This window comes from Paractinoplanes bogorensis (assembly GCF_018829635.1).
Classification (GTDB): Bacteria; Actinomycetota; Actinomycetes; order Mycobacteriales; family Micromonosporaceae; genus Actinoplanes; species Actinoplanes bogorensis.
In genome coordinates this window covers 320,867-339,139 of sequence record NZ_JAHKKG010000003.1, presented here as the reverse complement: position 1 = coordinate 339,139, position 18,273 = coordinate 320,867, and the positions used below count along the sequence as shown (strand labels likewise).

The window sequence follows — 18,273 nt, the reverse complement described above, 5'->3', positions numbered from 1 at the left end:
CAGGGGCTGCCAGGTCTCGTGGAAGAGCCAGGAGTCGATGGTGGACTCGCCGCGCCGGCGGCCGCGCCAGGCGGCCAGCGCGGGCAGGACGGCGGACACCGCGTCGGCGTCCAGGCCCCACTCGGAGGCCATCTCGGCGGGGTCGGCGCTCTCGACGGCGGCCCAGAACTCGGCGTCGACCGGGTCAGCGCCCATCGGCATCGGGCTGGGGTCGAGCCAGTAGCGGTCGTGCTGGAAGGCGTAGGTGGGCAGCGTGGTCCACCGGGCGCCGGTGCCGGCGAAGAACGCGCGCCAGTCGACCCGCACGCCGCTGACGTGGAGGCGGGCCAGCGCGGTGACGAAGCCGGTCTCCTCGTCGCGGTCGCGTCGGACCGCGGGGACAGCGCCCGACTCCACCAAGCCGGACAGCGTGCCGTCGGGGCCGATCTCGAGGAACGTGGTGGCGTCGGACAGCCGGGTGACGGTGTCGTGGAAGCGGACGGCGTCGCGCACGTGCCGCACCCAGAACTCCGGATCCGTCACCTGTCCGGCAGCAACGAAGGAGATTTGCGGTTCGTTGAACGTAAGTCCGGCGATCGCCGCGCGGAAGTCGTCCAACATCGGGTCCATCAGCGACGAATGGAAGGCGTGCGAGACGTTCAGCCGCTTCGACTTCTCGAAACGGGCCGCCAGAGCGAGTACCTCGTCCTCGGCACCGGACAGCACGAGCGAGCGCGGGCCGTTGATCGCCGCGATCGACACGCCGGGCGTCAGCAGCGGGAGAACCTCGTCCTCGGTGGCCGGCACGGCGACCATCGCGCCGCCCTCGGGCAGCGCGTCCATCAACCGGGCCCGCGCGGCGACGAGCGTGCAGGCGTCGTCCAGCGAGAGGACGCCGGCCACGTGCGCGGCGGCGATCTCACCGACCGAGTGACCGCCGACCGCGTCGACCCGGATACCGAGCGACTCGACCAGGCGGAACAGTGCCACCTCGTACGCGAAAAGAATGGGCTGGGCAAAGCCCGTACGGGAAAGGAGGTCCTCGTCGTCGGGAACGGTGACCCCGAGACGGCCGAGGATGTCGTCGAACGTGGCCGCGAACAGCGGGAACCGAGCCGCCAGGCCCTGACCCATGCCCGCCCGCTGCGAGCCCTGGCCCGCGAACAGCGCGGCGACGGACTGCTCGGTCGCGACGCCACGAGCAACCTCACGGCCGTCGATCAGCGCGGCCCGGTGCTCGAGCGCGGCGCGACCGGTGGCCAGGGACCAGGCGACGTCGACCGGCGAACCCTCGACCCCGCCGAGGTGCTCGATCTGCGCCGCCAGCGCCGCCTCGGTGGCACCCGAGACGATCCACGGCGCCACATCGGCAGACGCAGTGCCTTCCTGGGCCGCGACTGCGTCGGTGGGCGGCTCTTCGAGAATGATGTGGGCGTTGGTGCCGCTCAAGCCGAACGACGAGACGCCGGCACGCCGCGGGTGGCCGGTCGCGGGCCACGGAGTCTGCTCGGTGAGCAGCGCGATGTCGCCCGCCGACCAGTCGACGTGCGTGGTCGGGGCGCTGACGTGCAGGGTGCGCGGCAACGTGGCGTGGCCGATGGCGAGGACCGACTTGATGATGCCGGCGACGCCCGCGGCGGCCTGGGTGTGGCCGATGTTCGACTTGATCGAGCCGAGGTGCAACGGGCCGGTGCGGTCCTGTCCGTACGTGGCGAGCAGCGCCTGGGCCTCGATCGGATCGCCGAGCTTGGTGCCGGTGCCGTGCGCCTCGACCAGGTCCACGTCGGAGCCTTGCAGCCCGGCGGCGGCGAGCGCCTGGCGGATGACGCGCTGCTGCGACGGGCCGTTGGGGGCGGTGAGGCCGTTGGAGGCGCCGTCCTGGTTGAGGGCCGAACCGCGCACGACGGCGAGGATCGGGTGGCCGTGCTTGCGGGCGTCGGAGGCCCGTTCGACGACGAGCACGCCTACGCCTTCGCTCCAGCCGGTGCCGTCGGCGTCGTCCGAGAACGCGCGGCAACGGCCGTCCTGGGCCAGGCCGCCCTGCGCGGTGAAGCCGACGAAGTTCATCGGCGTCGACATCACGGTGACGCCGCCGACCAGGGCCAGGGTCGACTCGCCGCGGCGCAGCGACTGGGCGGCCAGGTGCAGGGCGACCAGCGACGACGAGCAGGCGGTGTCGACGGTGAGGGCCGGACCCTCGAACCCGAACGTGTACGACAGGCGGCCCGAGATGACGGCCGCGGCCAGACCGGTGCTGGCGTGGCCCTCGACCTCGCGGCGGGTCTGCATGACGAGCTGCGTGTAGTCCTGGCCGTTGGTGCCCATGAAGACGCCCGTACGGGTGCCGCGCAGCGTTCCGGCGTCGATGCCGGCCCGCTCGACGGCCTCCCAGGAGACCTCGAGGAGCTGCCGCTGCTGCGGGTCCATGGCGGTCGCCTCGCGCGGCGAGATGCCGAAGAACGCCGGGTCGAAGCGGGTCGCGGTGTCGAGGAAGCCGCCCTGGCCGGTGACTTCGGCCAGCGGGCCGTCGGACCAGCCGCGGTCACCCGGGAAGCCGGACATCGCGTCGGTGCCGTCGGTGAGCAACCGCCACAGGTCCTCGGGGCTGCGCACGCCACCCGGGAAGCGGCAGGCCATGCCGACGATGACGATCGGGTCGTCGCTGTCGTCCGCGGCCGCGGGGATGTCCGCGACATCCCCACCCGACCCGACCAGCTCGGCGAGCAGGTGGGCGGCGAGCACGCGCGGCGTCGGATAGTCGAAGACGAGCGTGGCGGGCAGCGTGAGGCCGGTGGCCGCGCTGACCCGGTTGCGCAGTTCGAGGGCGGTGAGCGAGTCGAAGCCGAGCTGGCGGAACTCGCGTTCGGCGCTGACCGCGGTGGCCGACTCGTGGCCCAGCACGGCGGCGGCCTCGGCCCGCACGATGTCGGTGACGAGGCGTTCGCGGTCGGCCTCGCGGGTCTCGGCCAGGCGACGGGCGAGCCCACCGGCGACCGGGCCGCGTCCGCTGGCGGCCTGCCGGCGTCCGGCGCGGACGATGCCGCGCAGCAGCGCCGGAACGGGACCGTTGGCGGCAGCGCGGCCGGCACCGGCCGGGAGGGCGGCCACGACGGGTTCGTCGCGGGTCAGCGCGGCGTCGAACGCAGCCAGGCCCTGCTCCACGGTGAGCAGCGGCGCGCCCGCGTCGGCGATACGGCGGGCGTCGCGCTCGCCGAGCGTGGCGGTCATGCCGCGGTCCTGCGCCCAGGCGCCCCACGCGATCGACAGGGCGGGAAGGCCCGCGGCACGACGCTGGGCCGCGAGCGCGTCGAGGAAGGCGTTGCCGGCGGCGTAGTTGCCCTGCCCGGCCGCGCCCATCAGCCCGGAGATCGAGCTGTAGAGCACGAAGGCGGCCAGATCCTGGTCGCGCGTCAGCTCATGGAGGTGCTGCGCCGCGTCCACCTTGGGCCGCAGCACGGTGTCGAGCCGCTCGGGCGTCAGCGACGAGATCACACCGTCGTCGAGCACGCCGGCGGTGTGGATGACGGCGGTGAGACGGTGGCCGGCGATCGCGGCGGCGAGCTGGTCGCGGTCGGACACGTCGGCGGCCACGATGTCGACCGTCGCCGCGAGCTGCTGCAACTCATCCGCGCCGGGCGCGTCCGGGCCGCGGCGGCTGAGGAGCAGGAGCTTCCGTACGCCGTGCGTCGCGACCAGGTGCTTGGCCAGCTCGGCCCCGAGCCCGCCGGTGCCACCGGTGATGAGCACGGTGCCGTCCGGGTCCCAGGCCGTCGCGTCGCCGGGACCGGCGTCGGTCAGGGGGGCCAGGCGGGCGGCGGTGACTTCGCCGTCGCGTACGCGCAGGTGGGTCTCGCCGTCGGCCAGCAGCGCGGGCAGGAGCGGCAGAACTCCGGTGGTGGCCGGGATGTCGTCGGCGTCGACGATGAGGAAGCGGCCCGGGTTCTCGGTCTGGGCCGAGCGCACGAGGCCCTGCACCGCGGCCGCGGCCAGGTTGTCGCCGCGCCCGGTGAAAACCAGACGAGTGTCCTGCGGGAGGTGCTCCTGCAGGAGTGCGAGCGCCGAGGCCAGGGCGGCGTGCACATCGTCCTCGCCGTCGATCGCGACGGTGATGACGTCGGGGGTCGGGGCGGCCGGGTTCAGCGTGATCGGCGCCCAGGTGAGGCCGAAGAGCGGGCTCTGCCGGGTGGCGGCGCGCGCGACGGGCGGGGCGACGGTGATCGCCGCGGCCGAAAGCACGGCCCGGCCCTCGACGTCGGCGGCGTTAAGGGTCAGGTCGTCGCCGGTGCGGGCCAGCCGGACGCGCAGCACCGAGGCGCCGGCCGCGTGCAGGGTCACCGACCGCCAGGCGGTTGCCGTGCCGGGCTCGCCGTCCAGGGCGGACGGCTGCACGGCCGCGTCGAGCAGGGCCGGGTGCACTCCGTAGGCGGCCCCGTCCTCGATCGACGACGGCAGCGCGACCTCGGCGAAGATCTCGGCCCCGCGCCGCCACGCCGCCCGCACCCCGCGCAGCGCCGGCCCGTAGGCCAGTCCCGCCTCGGCCAGGTCGTCGTAGAAGCCGTCGAGGTCGGCCACGGTCGCCCCGGCGGGCGGCCAGGCGACGAAGTCCCCGTCCACCGCGGAGGCGTCCGAATGCATGCGGCCGCCGGCGTGCTGGACCCACTCGTCCTCGGCCGACGGCCGGGAGTGGAAGCGCAGCGCGCGGTCGCCGTTCTCGTCCAGGCCGCCGACCCACAGCTGCACCTGCACGCCGCCGCGGCCGCCGGGCAGCGTCACCGGCGTCGCGAGGTCGAGATCGAGGTCGACGGCGGCGTGGCCGAGCTGGTCGGCCGCGCGCAGGGCCATGTCGAGCACGGCGCCGGCGGGCAGCGTGACCTCGCCCGCGACGACGTGGTCGGCCAGCCAGGGCTGGGTCAGCGTCGACAGCCGGCCGGTCAGCAGCAGTTCACCCGAGCCGGCCACACTCGTGGCCGCGCCGAGCAGCGGGTGCCCGGCGTCGGTCAGGCCGAGCGAGGCGACGTCGCCCGCGGCGGCCGGGGCGAGCTTGGGCCAGTACGGCGCGTGCTCGAACGCATAGGTGGGCAGGTCGATCCAGGTGGCGCCGGTACCCGCGAAGAACGCCCGCCAGTCGACACCCACGCCGGCCACGTGGAGGCGGGACAGCGCGGCGACGAAAGCCGATTCCTCGTCGCGATCCCGGCGGACCGCGGGAACGGCCGTCCACGGTTGGCCGACGGGGGCCGACGCGGCGGCTAGTTCGACCAGGCCGGACAGCGTGCCGTCCGGGCCGAGCTCGAGGAACGTGGTCGTCTGGGCCGAGAGCCGGGTGACGGTGTCGTGGAACTGCACGGCGTCGCGGACGTGCGACACCCAGAACGAAGGATCGGTCACGTCCCCGGCGGCGACGAACGGAATCTGCGGGTCGTTGAACGTCAATCCGTCGACGATCACGCGGAAGTCGTCCAACATCGGTTCCATCAGCGGCGAATGGAAGGCGTGCGACACCCTCAGACGCTTCGACTTCTCGAAACGGGCCGCCAGAACGAGCACCTCGTCCTCGACACCCGAAAGCACGAGCGAGCGCGGGCCGTTCACCGCTGCGATCGACACGCCGGGGGTCAGGTGCGGGAGAACCTCGGAGGGCGTGGCCTGCACCGCCACCATCGCGCCGCCGGGCGGGAGTGCGTCCATCAGCCGCGCGCGGGCGCCGACCAACGTGCAGGCGTCGTCGAGCGACAGGACACCGGCCACGTGCGCGGCGGCGATCTCGCCGACCGAGTGACCGCCGAGGAAGTCGACCCGGATGCCGAGCGACTCGATCAGGCGGAACAGCGCCACCTCGTACGCGAAAAGGATCGGCTGGGCCATGCCCGTACGGGAAAGGAGGTCTTCGTCGTCCGGCACCGTGATGCCGAGCCGGCCGAGGATGTCGTCGAACACCGAGGCGAACAGCGGGAAACGGGCCGCCAAGCCCTGGCCCATCGCCAGACGCTGCGAACCCTGACCCGCGAAGAGGACGGCGAGCTTGACCCGCGACGAGGCGGTGCCGGTGACGACGCCGGGGGCGGTGCCGTTCTCGGCCCAGCGCGCAAGTGCGTCGAGGTCCGGTGCGGCGAGGCGCTCCTCGAAGGCGGACCTGGTCACCGCGAGCGAGTACGAAAGGTCGAGGCTGCCCGCGTACGGGGAAAGGTTGTCGATCTGACCGCGCAGTGCCTCGGGCGTGCGTGCCGACAGCAGCCACGGCAGCGCCGACGGGGTGACCGACGGCTCCTCGGCGATGACCTTCGCGTCGACGTGCTCGAGGATGACGTGCGCGTTGGTGCCGCTGACGCCGAACGACGACACGGCGGACCGCCGCGGCCGGTCCACCGAGGGCCACGCCTCCTGGTCGGTGGCCAGGCGGATCGCGCCGCGCGTCCAGTCGACCTGGCTCGACGGCGTGCCGACGTGCAGCGTGCGCGGGATGACGCCGTGCCGCATGGCCATGACCATCTTGATGACACCGGCGACACCGGCGGCGGCCTGGGTGTGGCCGAGGTTCGACTTGATCGAGCCGAGCCGCAGCGGTTCGGAGCGGTCCTTCCCGTACGTGGCGAGCAGCGCCTGCGCCTCGATCGGGTCACCGAGACGGGTGCCCGTGCCGTGCGCCTCGACCACGTCGACGTCGCCCGGCTGCAGGCCCGCCTTGGACAGCGCCTGCCGTACGACACGCTGCTGGGCCCGGCCGTTGGGGGCGGTGAAGCCGTTGGAGGCACCGTCGGAGTTGACCGCCGAGCCGCGGACGACCGCGAGCACCTTGTGGCCGTTGCGCTCGGCGTCGGACAGCCGCTCGAGCACGAGGACGCCGACGCCCTCGGACCAGCCGGTGCCGTCGGCGTCGTCGCTGAACGACTTGCAGCGGCCGTCGCGGGCCAGGCCGCCCTGCCGGCTGAACTCGACCAGCGAGCCCGGCGTGGCCATCACGTTGACGCCACCCGCGATCGCGAGCGTGCACTCGCCGTTGCGCAGCGCGTGGGCGGCCAGGTGCAGCGCGACGAGCGACGACGAGCAGGCGGTGTCGACGGTGACCGTCGGACCCTCGAGGCCGAGCTCGTAGGAGAGCCGGCCCGACGTGGCGCTGGCCGCGATGCCGGTGCCGATGTCACCGGTGGCGTCCGCGACCGACCGGATCATCAGGTGGGCGTAGTCCTGCCCGTTGGTGCCCATGAAGACGCCCGTACGGCTGCCGCGCAGGCCCACCGGGTCGACGCCGGCCCGTTCGAACGCCTCCCACGCGGTCTCCAGCAGCAGGCGCTGCTGGGGGTCCATGGTGACCGCCTCGCGCGGCGAGATGCCGAAGAACCCGGGGTCGAAGTCGGCGACCCCGCCGAGGAACCCGCCCTGCAGGCTGACCGCCATGCCACGCTCGTCCACGCTGGACGCGCCCAGCGCCTCCAGGTCCCAGCCACGATCGGTGGGGAAGTCCCCGATCGCGTCACGGCCGTCCGCCACGAGCTGCCACAGGTCCTCGGGCGAGTTCACGCCACCGGGGTAGCGGCAGCTCATGCCCACGATCGCGATGGGCTCGCTGATCGTGGCCATCAGGTCGCGGTTCTGCCGGCGCAGGCGCTCGGTCTCCTTCATCGAGGCACGGAGCGCCTCTACGACCTTGTCACCGGGGCTGGTCATCGGTCCTCCTCGCCGGCGCCCTCGAGCGCGGCTCGCACCAGGTCGTCCACGGACATCTCGTCAATCGACTCGGACTCGTCGGCCGGCTCGGCGCCGGCATCCTTCAAGACCGCTTGCAGTACGCCGAGTTCGCGCAGCCGGTCGAGCGGGAGGCTCGCCAGCAGTCGCCGGACGGTGGCCTCCTCGTCGTCCTCGACGGCCGACGGAGCCAGCTCCTCCAGCACGTACTCGGCCAGTGCGAGCGACGTCGGGTGGTCGAACACGAGCGTCGCCGCCAGGTCGAGGCCGGTCGCGGCGTTGAGCCGGTTCCGCAGCTCGACGGTGGCCAGCGAGTCGAAGCCCAGGTCGCGGAACGGCCGCTCGGCGGTGATCGCGTCGGCGTCGTCCCGGCCCAGCACTTCGGCCGCCTGCTCGCGGATGAGGTCGAGCACGGCCTCCAGGCGGCGGCCCTCCGGCATCGCCGTGAGCTTCTCCCGGAACGCGCTCGTCTCCACCGGCGCCGCCGCGGCCGCCGGCTCGGTCCAGCCCGGCATGTCGCTGAGCAGGTTGCTCGGCCGCAGCATCGGTGCCGACGGGCCGCTCTGCACCGCGACCACCACGGCCGTGGCGAGCGGCTCGCCGGTCAGCTGCAGCATGACCGCGCAGGCCTCGCCGGGGTCGAGCGCGGCGATGCCGGCCCGCTTGGCGTGCGCCTCGGCGTCGGCGCCGGCCGCCATGCCGTCACCGCCCCAGGCGCCCCAGGCGATCGAGGTGGCCGCCTGTCCGTTCTCGCGGCGGCGCTCGGCCAGGGCGTCCAGCACGGCGTTGGCCGCCGCGTAGTTGCCCTGGCCGGGGTTGCCGACCGCCGACGACGCCGACGAGAACAGCACGAACGCGTCCAGGTCGCGCCCGGCGGTCAGCTCATCGAGGAGCAGCGCCGGCGTCACCTTGGCCTGGAACACCCCGGCGAACCGGTCCGGGGTGAGCCGGTCGATCACGCCGTCGTCCAGCACGCCCGCGGTGTGCACCACGGCGGTCAGGTCGGGCAGGCCGTCGACCAGGTCGGTCATGGCCTGGCGGTCGGCGGCGTCGGCCTGGGCCACCACCACCTCGGCACCGAGACCGGCCAGCTCGTCGCGCAGCTCGACGGCACCGGGTGCGTCGATGCCGCGGCGGCTCACCAGGACCAGTCGCTCGGCCCCGCGGGTGGCCAGCGTGCGGGCGACGTGGGCACCGAGAGCGCCGGTGCCGCCCGTGATGAGCACGCTGCCGGTCGGCGTCCACGGCGTGGCCGGGTCGGGCGCCGGGGCCGGGAGCAGGCGGCGTCCGAAGATGCCGGCCGCGCGGATCGCGAGCTGGTCCTCGCCGGCCGGGCCGGTGAGCGCCGCGATCAGGCCGCGCGGGGTCTCGCCGGCCGGTAGGTCGATCAGGCCACCCCAGCGGTCCGGGTACTCCATGGCGGCGACCCGGCCGAGGCCCCACACGGCGGCCTGGTCGATGTTCACCACCGGGTCGCCCGGGCCCGTGGTCACTGCGCCACGGGTCACTGCCCACAGGGGCGCCCGCTGGCCGGCGTCGCCGAGGGCCTGCAGCACGGTTGCGGTCCGCTCGGCGTCCGGCATGAACGAGAGCACACCCTGCAACGGGCCGGCCTGGGCGATCGCCGCGGCCAGGGCCTCGCGACCGGTCACCTCAACCGTCACCACACCGTCGCCGAGGCCGCCGATCGCCGCCGTGGTCGCCGGGTCCTGCGTGCCCGCCGCGCCGGGGGCGACGAGCGCCAACCACGTGCCGGGCAGCGCGGCCGTCTGCGGCAGCGTGAGCCGCTTCCAGCCGATGCGGTGCCGGATGGCGTCGAGACCGGCCTGCTCGTCGCGGCGCTGCCGCCAGTCGTTCAGGGCGGGCAGCATGCCTTCCAGGACGTCGCCGTCGATGCCGAGCTTGCCGCTCGTGAGGGCCTCCCACAGCCCGTCCCCGCCGCCGGTGCTCGTCGCGGCGGAACGCGGCTTCTGGTCGGCCCAGAAACGCTCGCGCTGGAACGCATAGGTGGGCAGGTCGGTCCACGCCACGTCGCGACCGGCGAAGAACGACGACCAATCCACCCGTACGCCGTGAGCGTGCAGCCGGGCCAGGGCCGTCAGCAGTTCCCGCTCCTCGTCGCGGTCCTTGCGCAGCGACGGGATCGCCGGGCCGGATTCGATCATCGAGGAGAGGGTCGCGTCCGGTCCGACCTCCAGGAACGTGCGTGCGCCGCGCTCGTGCAGCGTCTCCACGTTCGCGGCGAACCAGACCGTGTCCCGCACGTGGCCGACCCAGAACTCGGGATCCGTCACCTCGCCGCTCGCCACCATCGGGATACGCGGTGCCGCGAACGAAAGAGCACCGACGATCACGCGGAACTCGTCGAGCATCGGCTCCATGAGCGACGAATGGAAGGCGTGCGACACGCTCAACCGCTTCGTCTTCTCGAACCCGGAGGCCGCAGCGAGCACCTCGTCCTCGACACCGGACAGCACGATCGAGCGCGGCCCGTTCACCGCCGCGATCGACACGCCCGCGGTCAATTCGACCTCGTTCGGTGCGGCCTGGACCGCGACCATCGCGCCGCCGGTCGGCAGGGCGGCCATGAGCCGGGCCCGCGCGGTCACGAGCGTGCAGGCGTCGTCCAGCGTGAGCACGCCGGCCACGTGGGCGGCCGCGATCTCGCCGATCGAGTGACCGGCGATCAGGGCCGGCTTGACGCCCCACGACTCGAGCAGGCGGAACAGCGCCACCTCGAACGCGAAGATCGCCGGCTGGGCGAACCCGGTGTTGTTGAGTGTCTCCTGGTCGTCCGGCAACTCGACGCCGAGCTTCGCGACGACCTCGTCGTAGGCGCGGGCGAAGGCCGGGAAGCGGTCGGCGAGGGTGCGGCCCATACCGGCTCGCTGGCTGCCCTGCCCGGCGAAGACGAACGCGAGCTTGCCCGAGCGGGCTGCCTCGTCGGTCACGACGCCTGTGGCGGTGCGGCCCTCGGCCAGGGCGGCGAGCCCGTCGAGCAGCTGGTCCCGGTCACCGGCCAGGACGACGGCGCGGTGTTCGAAGTTGGCGCGTCCGGTCGCCAGCGACCAGGCCAGGTCGCCGAGCGGGAGGCCGGTGCGGGCCAGGGGCAGCAGGGCCGCCGCTTGGGCGCGCAGGGCCTGCGGGGTACGCCCGGAGACCGCGACCGGCAGAAGGGCCGCGGCCTCGCTGCCGGCGACCACCGTGGCCGAACCGTCCGCCGCCACCGCCGAACCGTCCGCCGCCACCGCCGTGCCGTCCGCTGCCACCGCCGAACCGTCGGTCGCCGACGAGCGGTCGGCGTAGGCGTCGCCCTGTTCCAGGATCACGTGGGCGTTGGTGCCGCTCGCGCCGAACGACGAGACCGCCGCGCGGCGGGCCCGGTCGACCGCGGGCCAGGCCCCGGCCGCCGTCTGCAGCTCGATCGCCCCCGACGACCAGTCCACGTGCGTGGTCGGCTGGTCGGCGTGCAGCGTCTTGGGCAGCTGCCCGTGCTGCATGGCGAGGACCATCTTGATGACGCCGGCGACGCCCGAGGCGGCCTGCGTGTGGCCGAGGTTCGACTTGACCGCGCCGAGCCGCAGCGCCTGCGAGCGGCCCTGACCGTAGGTGGCCAGCAGCGCCTGGGCCTCGATCGGGTCACCGAGCTTGGTGCCCGTTCCGTGCGCCTCGACGACGTCGACCTCGGTCGGGGCGAGCCGCGCGGCGGCGAGGGCCTTGCGGATCACACGCTGCTGGGCCGGGCCGCTCGGGGCGGTGAGGCCGTTGGAAGCACCGTCCGAGTTGATGGCCGTGCCGCGGACGACCGCGAGCACCCGGTGACCGTTGCGGCGGGCGTCGTCGAGCCGCTCGAGCACGAGCATGCCGACACCCTCGCTCCAGCCGGTGCCGTCGGCGTTCTCCGAGAACGCTTTGCAGCGGCCGTCCTCGGAGAGCGCGCCCTGCGTGCTGAACTCCTCGAACCCGACCGGCGTCGACATGACCGTGACGCCACCGGCCAGGGCCAGCGAGCACTCACCGGTCCGCAGCGCCTGCCCGGCGAGGTGCAGGGCGACGAGCGAGGACGAGCAGGCGGTGTCGACCGAGACCGTCGGGCCCTGCAGCCCGAACGTGTAGGCGAGGCGGCCGGAGAGCAGGCTCGCCGCCTGCGCGGTCTGCCATTCCTGCCCGTACGTCTCCGCGTCCACCCGGTATTCGCCGCTGCCACCACCGATGAACACACCGGCGTCGGTGCCCCGCAGCCCGGCCGGGTCGATGCCGGCCCGCTCGAGGGCTTCCCAGGCCGATTCGAGGACGATCCGCTGCTGCGGGTCCATCACCACGGCCTCGCGCGGCGAGATGGCGAAGAAGTCGGGGTCGAAGTCGGCCGCGTCGTAGAGGAATCCGCCCTGGTGGCTGACGCTGCGCAGGTTGTCGAGGTCCCAGCCGCGGTCGGTCGGCATCGGGCCGACGGCGTCGACCTCGTCGACCAGCAGCTGCCACAGCTCCTCGGGCGACGTGACGCCGCCCGGGTAGCGGCAGGCCATGCCGACGATCGCGATGAGGTCCTGCCCGGTCGTCTGGGTCACCGGCGCAACGATCTCGGGGGCGCTTCCCACCAATTCGGAACGCAGGTAGGAAGCCAGCTCGACCGGCGTCGGATAGTCGAACACCAACGTGGCCGGCAGGCTCAGGCCGGTCGCCGCGTTGAGCTGGTTGCGCAGATCGACCGCGGTGAGCGAGTCGAACCCGAGGTCACGGAACGGCACGTCCTCCTCGACGGCGTCCTGGCCGGCGTGGCCCAGAACGGTCGCCGCGGCGCTACGAACCAGGCCGAGCAGCTCGTCGTTCCAGGTCTCCTCGGGCAGCGTGAGCAGCCGGCGGCGGAACGACGACTCGACCTTGGCCGCCTCGGGCAGCTCGGCCAGCAGGCGCCGGTTGCACGACTCGGCGAAGCGGGCCCAGTCGACGTCGGCCACGATCGCCTCGGGGTCCCCGGCGGCGACGGCCGCCGCGAGGGCGGTCATCGCGAGCGACGAGCCGATCGCGGGCAGGCCGTTGAGCGCGAGGTGCGAGGCCATGGCGGGAGGGGTGCTCTCGGCGAGCGGCCCGAACGCGACGGCGACCGTGGGCCGGCCGCTCTCGTTGCGCTGCCGGGCGAAGGCCAGCAGTTCGGCCTGGGCGGCGGACTCGTCGGACTGGCCGCGGAAGCCCCACACGCCGGCGACCGAAGCGAGCACGACCAGCAGGCGGTCGCCGATCGTGGCGTCCAGCTCGACCAGTCCGTCGAGGTCCCCGCCGTAGATGACGGCGGTCGCGTCGTCGAGCTCGTCGAGGCCGACCGCCTCGGGGACCCAGCTCGCCGCGGCCTCGGAGCCGATGACGACGACCTTGCCGTCCGGCTGCCACGGCGCGGCGACCGGAGCCGCGCGCTGAATGCGACGGGCTTCCACTGCGGTTCCCCGTACGCGGAACTGGGTCTCGCCCGACGCCAGCGCGGCACGCAGCGTGCCCGCGTCGAAGCCCTCGGCCAGGTCGATCAGGCCGCGGTGCAGCTCCGGCTCCTCGAGCGCGGCCACCTGGCCCGCGCCCCACGCCGCTGGGTCGGCCGAGACCGTCCACAGCGGACCGTGGCCGGTGACCGGCTCGGAGAGCAGCGACAGCACGCCGTCGAAGGACCCCGAAGGCTCCTCGCCCGGGCGGACGACAACCGCGTCCGGGCCGGCTGCCGTGACCACCTCGTCCGCGAGAACAGAGCCGTCATGCAGGACGAGCCAGCGGCCGGCCAGCGCGTCGGCCGGCTTGACCGCGACGGGCGCCCAGCTGACGCGGTAGCGCCACTTGCTGACGTCCACGGCAGCGGGCGCCTCAAGAGCGCCGCCGCCGGGCCAGAACCGCTGACGCTGGAACGGGTAGGTCGGGAGGTCCGTACGGCGGGCGCCGGTGCCGGCGAAGTAGGCCGCCCAGTCCAGGTCCACGCCCGCGACGAAGAGCCGGCCGAGCGCCGTGGCGAACGCCGTCTCCTCGTGCCGGTCGCGGCGCAGCACCGGGATGACGGGCAGGTCCCCGGCCATCGCGGCCAGGGCGGCGTCCGGTCCGAGCTCGACGAACGTGGTGACGCCGGACTCGGTAAGCGTCCGCAGATGCTCGGCGTGCCGGACGGTGTCGCGCACGTGCCGCACCCAGAACTCGGGGTCGGTGACGTCACCGGACGCGACGAACGGGATGACCGGCTGCTCGAAGGTGAGCGTAGCGACCACCGAGCGGAACTCGGCGAGCATCGGCTCCATCAGCGCCGAGTGGAACGCGTGCGACACGTTGAGGCGGCGGGTGCGTTCGAAGCCGGATGCCGCCGCCAGAACGGAAGCCTCGTCGCCGGACAGCACGACCGCGTTCGGACCGTTGATGGCGGCGATGGAGACGCCGTCGGTGAGCTCGATCTCGTGCGGCGCGGCCTGGACGGCGACCATCGCACCGCCGGCGGGCAGGGCCTGCATGAGACGGCCGCGCTCGGTGACGAGCAGGGCCGCGTCGGGCAGCGAGAGCACGCCGGACACGTGGGCCGCGGCGATCTCGCCGATCGAGTGGCCGGCCACATAGCTGGGCCGCAGGCCGAGCGACTCGGCCAGGCGGAACAGCGCGACCTCGACGGCGAACAGCGCGGGCTGGGCCCACCCGGTCTGCCCGAGGATGTCGGCGTCGTCGCCCCAGATCACCGACCGCAGCGGGACCTCGAGAAGCACGTCGAGGTAGGCGGACACCTCGTCGAACGCGGCGGCGAACACCGGGAATCGGGTGTACAGCTCACGGCCCATGCCGAGGCGCTGCGAGCCCTGGCCGGTGAACAGGAAGGCCATCGGGCCGGCGCCACGGCTCTGACCGCGGGCGACCTCGACACCGTCGACCGTCGCGACGCGGTGCTGGAGCTGGGCGCGGCCCACGGCCAGCGTGTACGCCACGTCGAGCGCGTCCCCGTCGATCAGGGGCAGCGCCTCCAGGGCCTCCCGCGTGCGGGCCGACCGGACGAACGGCACCGCGGCGGGCCGGATCGCCGGCGCCTCCCCGGCCGGCGCCGGCGGGGCCTGCTCGAGGACCACGTGCGCGTTCGTGCCGCTGAGGCCGAAGGCGGAGACGCCGGACCGGCGCGGGCGCCCGGTCGACGGCCACTCCTGGTCCGTGGTGATCAGCGAGACCGTGCCCGAGCTCCAGTCGACGTGCGACGAGGGCGCGTCGACGTGCAGCGTCTGCGGCAACTGGCCGTGGCGCATGGCCAGCAGCATCTTGATGACACCGGCCATGCCGGCCGCGCCCTGGGTGTGGCCGATGTTCGACTTGACCGAGCCGAGCAGCAACGGACGCTCGGCGGGCCGGTCGGGGCCGAACGTGGCCAGCAGGGCCTGGGCCTCGATCGGGTCGCCCAGCGTGGTGCCGGTGCCGTGCGCCTCGATCGCGTCGATGTCGGCCGGGGCGAGCCCGGCGTCGGCCAGCGCGGCCCGGATGACCCGCTGCTGGGACAGGCTGTTGGGTGCGGTGAGCCCGTTCGAGGCGCCGTCGGAGTTGACCGCCGACCCGCGCACGATGCCCCACACGTCGTGTCCGTTGCGCCGGGCCTCGCTGAGCCGTTCGAGCACGAGTACGCCCACGCCCTCGGCCCACGAGGTTCCGTCGGCGGCCTCGGCGAACGCCTTGATCCGGCCGTCCGCGGCGAGCCCGCCCTGGCTGGTGAACTCGATGAACGAGTCGGGGCTGGACATCACCGACACGCCACCGGCCAAGGCCAGCCCGCACTCACCGGCCGCGAGGGCGCGGGACGCGAGGTGGATGGCGACCAGCGACGACGAGCAGGCCGTGTCGACGGTGACGGTCGGGCCCTCCAGGCCGAGCGCGTACGAGAGCCGGCCGGACAAGACGCTGGCCGTGGTGCCGGTGGCGATGTAGCCGAGCACTTCGGCGTCGGCGTGGCGGCGCAGCATCTCGCCGTAGTCCTGGCCGTTGGTACCCACGTAGACGCCGGTCTGGCTGCCGCGCAGGGTTCCGGCGTCGATGCCGGCCCGCTCCAGGGCCTCCCACGCGGTCTCGAGCACGAGCCGCTGCTGCGGGTCCATGGCGAGGGCCTCGCGCGGCGAGATGCCGAAGAACGCGGCGTCGAAGTCGGCGACCCCGTCCAGGAAGCCGGCCTCGCGGGTGGCCGAGTGGCCCTGCGCGAGCAGGTCGAGGTCCCAGTTGCGGTCGGCCGGGAACGGCGAGACGGCGTCCCGGCCGTTCGCGAGCAGCTGCCAGTAGTCGTCGGGCGAGGACACGCCGCCGGGCATCCGGACGCCGATACCGACCACGACGATCGGGTCCTCGGCCGCGTCCCGGGTGACGGTCGCGGCCGGGGTCACGTCCGAGGATGTGCCGCCGGTGAGCGAACCGTGCAGGAAGTCGGCCATCTCGATCGGCGTCGGGTAGTCGAACACGAGCGACGCGGGCAGCGTGAGCCCGGTCGCGACCTGCAGCCGGTTGCGCAGTTCGAGCGTGGTCAGCGAGTCGAAGCCGAGGTCCTTGAACGCCTTGTCCGGCTCGACCTGCGCCGCCCCGTCGTGCCCGAGCACGGCGGCGGCCTGGTCGCGGACGAGACCGAGCACGGCGGCCCGGTCGACCAGCGCCGGCCGTTCGACCTGCTTGTCCGCCACTGGCGCGGCGGTGAAGCTCTCGAGCAACGGCAGCGGCCGGGTCATGGTGAGCGCGGGAACGTAGCGCGCCCAGTCGATGTCGGCCACCGTCACCGTGGTGTCGCCGAGCTCGATCGCCTGGTGCAGCGAGGCGAGGGCGGGCTCGGTCGGCATCGGCAGCAGGCCGCCGCGGCGCATCCGGTCACCCAGGCCACCGTCGGCGACCATGCCGCCCTCGGCCCAGGCGCCCCACGCCACCGAGGTGGCCGGGAGCCCGTTCGCGCGGCGGTGCTCGGCGAGCGCGTCCAGATAGGCGTTGGCCGCGGCGTAGTTGCCCTGCCCGGCGCCGCCGATGACGCCGGCGGTCGAGGCGAACAGCACGAACGCGCTCACGTCGCCCGCGAGCTCGTGCAGATGGCGGGCGGCGTCGGCCTTGGGACCGAGCACCGCGGCCAGCGTCTCGGGCGTGAGCTGGTCGAGCAGGCCGTCGGCGACCACCCCGGCGGCGTGGAAGACCGCATCGGCCGGGTGCACGGTGAGCAGTGCCTCGACCTCGTCGCGATCGGCCAGGTCGACCGCGACCACGTCGACGGTCGCGCCCAGGGCGGTCAGCTCGTCGCGCAGCTCGGTCGCGCCCGGGGCGTCCGAGCCGCGGCGTGAAACCAGCACGAGGTGCGTGGCGCCCCGGCGGGCCAGGTCGCGGGCCACGTGCGCGCCCACTCCCCCGGTGCCGCCGGTGATGAGCGTCGTGCCGGTCAGGTCGAGCGGGGTGCGGTCGCCACCACGGACGGGCGCGGGCACGAGACGACGGGCGTAGACACCCGAGGCCCGTACGGCGATCTGGTCCTCGGCGGTCTGCGCGAGCACACCGGCGATGCGGCGCTCAGCCGCGGGGTCGGCCGTAGCGGGCAGGTCGATGAGGCCGCCCCAGCGTTCCGGCAGTTCGAGCGCGGCGACCCGGCCGAGGCCCCACAGCATGGCCTGCGACGGGTCGGTCAGCTTGTCGGAGCGGCCGACCGAGACCGCGCCGCGGGTGACGACCCACATCTTGGCCTTGATCCCGGCGTCGCCGACGGCCTGGATCGCCGCCAGCGTCGCGTCCGGGCCGTCCAGCAGCGACAGCACGCCGGCGAAGCGGTCGCCGCCGGCCGTGACCTCACGGAGTTGCTCGGCGATCGCGTGCCGGTCGCCGGTGACCGTCACCTGGACGGTCGGCAGGCCCGGGTCCAGCGTGGCGCCGCTGGAGAGCACGATCCACGGGCCGGGCGCGGGCGTCCCGGAAGCGGTGAACGGCTTGTACGTGATGGCGTAACGCCAGCCGTCGAGCTGCGCGCGCTCCTTGCTGGCGCGGCGCCACGAGGCGAGCGCGGGCACCATCTCGGCGACCGTGACGCCGTCGAGGCGCAGGGTGGCGGCGACGGCCTCGAGGTCGGCGCGGTCGATCGCGTCCCAGAGCTCGTCGGTGCCCGCGGACGAGGAGGACGACGTGCCCGGCAACGCGGCGCCGACACCCATCGGGTTCTCGGGCCAGAAACGCTGACGCTGGAAGGCATACGTGGGAAGGTCGATCGCCCGTCCCCCGGAGCCGGCCAGCACCGCGGTGAAGTCCACGTCCACGCCAGACGCGTGCAGCCCCGCGACCGCCGCGAGCAGCGTCCCCGCCTCGGCCCGTTCCGGGCGCAGCGCGGGCACGAGCACGGCCTCGGCGGTCAGCGTCTCCTGAGCCATGCCGCAGAGCACGCCGGCCGGACCCGCCTCGACGAACGCGCGGATGCCCTCACCCTCGAGCCACGACACCGCGTCGGCGAACCGGACCGTGGCTCGCACCTGGTTGACCCAGTAGTCCGCGTTGCTCATGTCGGCCGGCTCGCCGGTGACGGTCGAGACGATCGGGATCGACGGCCGCTCGTACGTGACGCTCTCCGCAACGGTGCGGAACTCGTCCAGCATCGGCTCCATCAGGGCCGAGTGGAACGCG

The 18,273-nt window shown here is 73.9% G+C and carries 2 protein-coding genes (both only partly in view); both read right to left on the bottom strand.

Going from position 1 to position 18,273, the window contains the following annotated elements; translation table 11 throughout:
- On the bottom strand, nt 1–7,644 hold the 5' portion of the coding sequence (locus KOI35_RS10005) for a type I polyketide synthase (RefSeq protein ID WP_215785857.1). The gene continues 12,633 nt to the left of window position 1, outside the view; the window shows 7,644 of its 20,277 coding nt (coding positions 1–7,644); it begins with the start codon at nt 7,642–7,644; its stop codon lies off the left edge, out of view.
- Nucleotides 7,641–18,273, bottom strand: partial view of a type I polyketide synthase gene (locus tag KOI35_RS10000; RefSeq protein ID WP_215785854.1) — the 3' end only. It continues 16,007 nt past the right edge of the window; only the last 10,633 of its 26,640 coding nucleotides appear in the window; its start codon lies beyond the right edge, outside the window; the stop codon is at nt 7,641–7,643. The genes KOI35_RS10005 and KOI35_RS10000 overlap by 4 nt, the downstream gene beginning before the upstream one ends.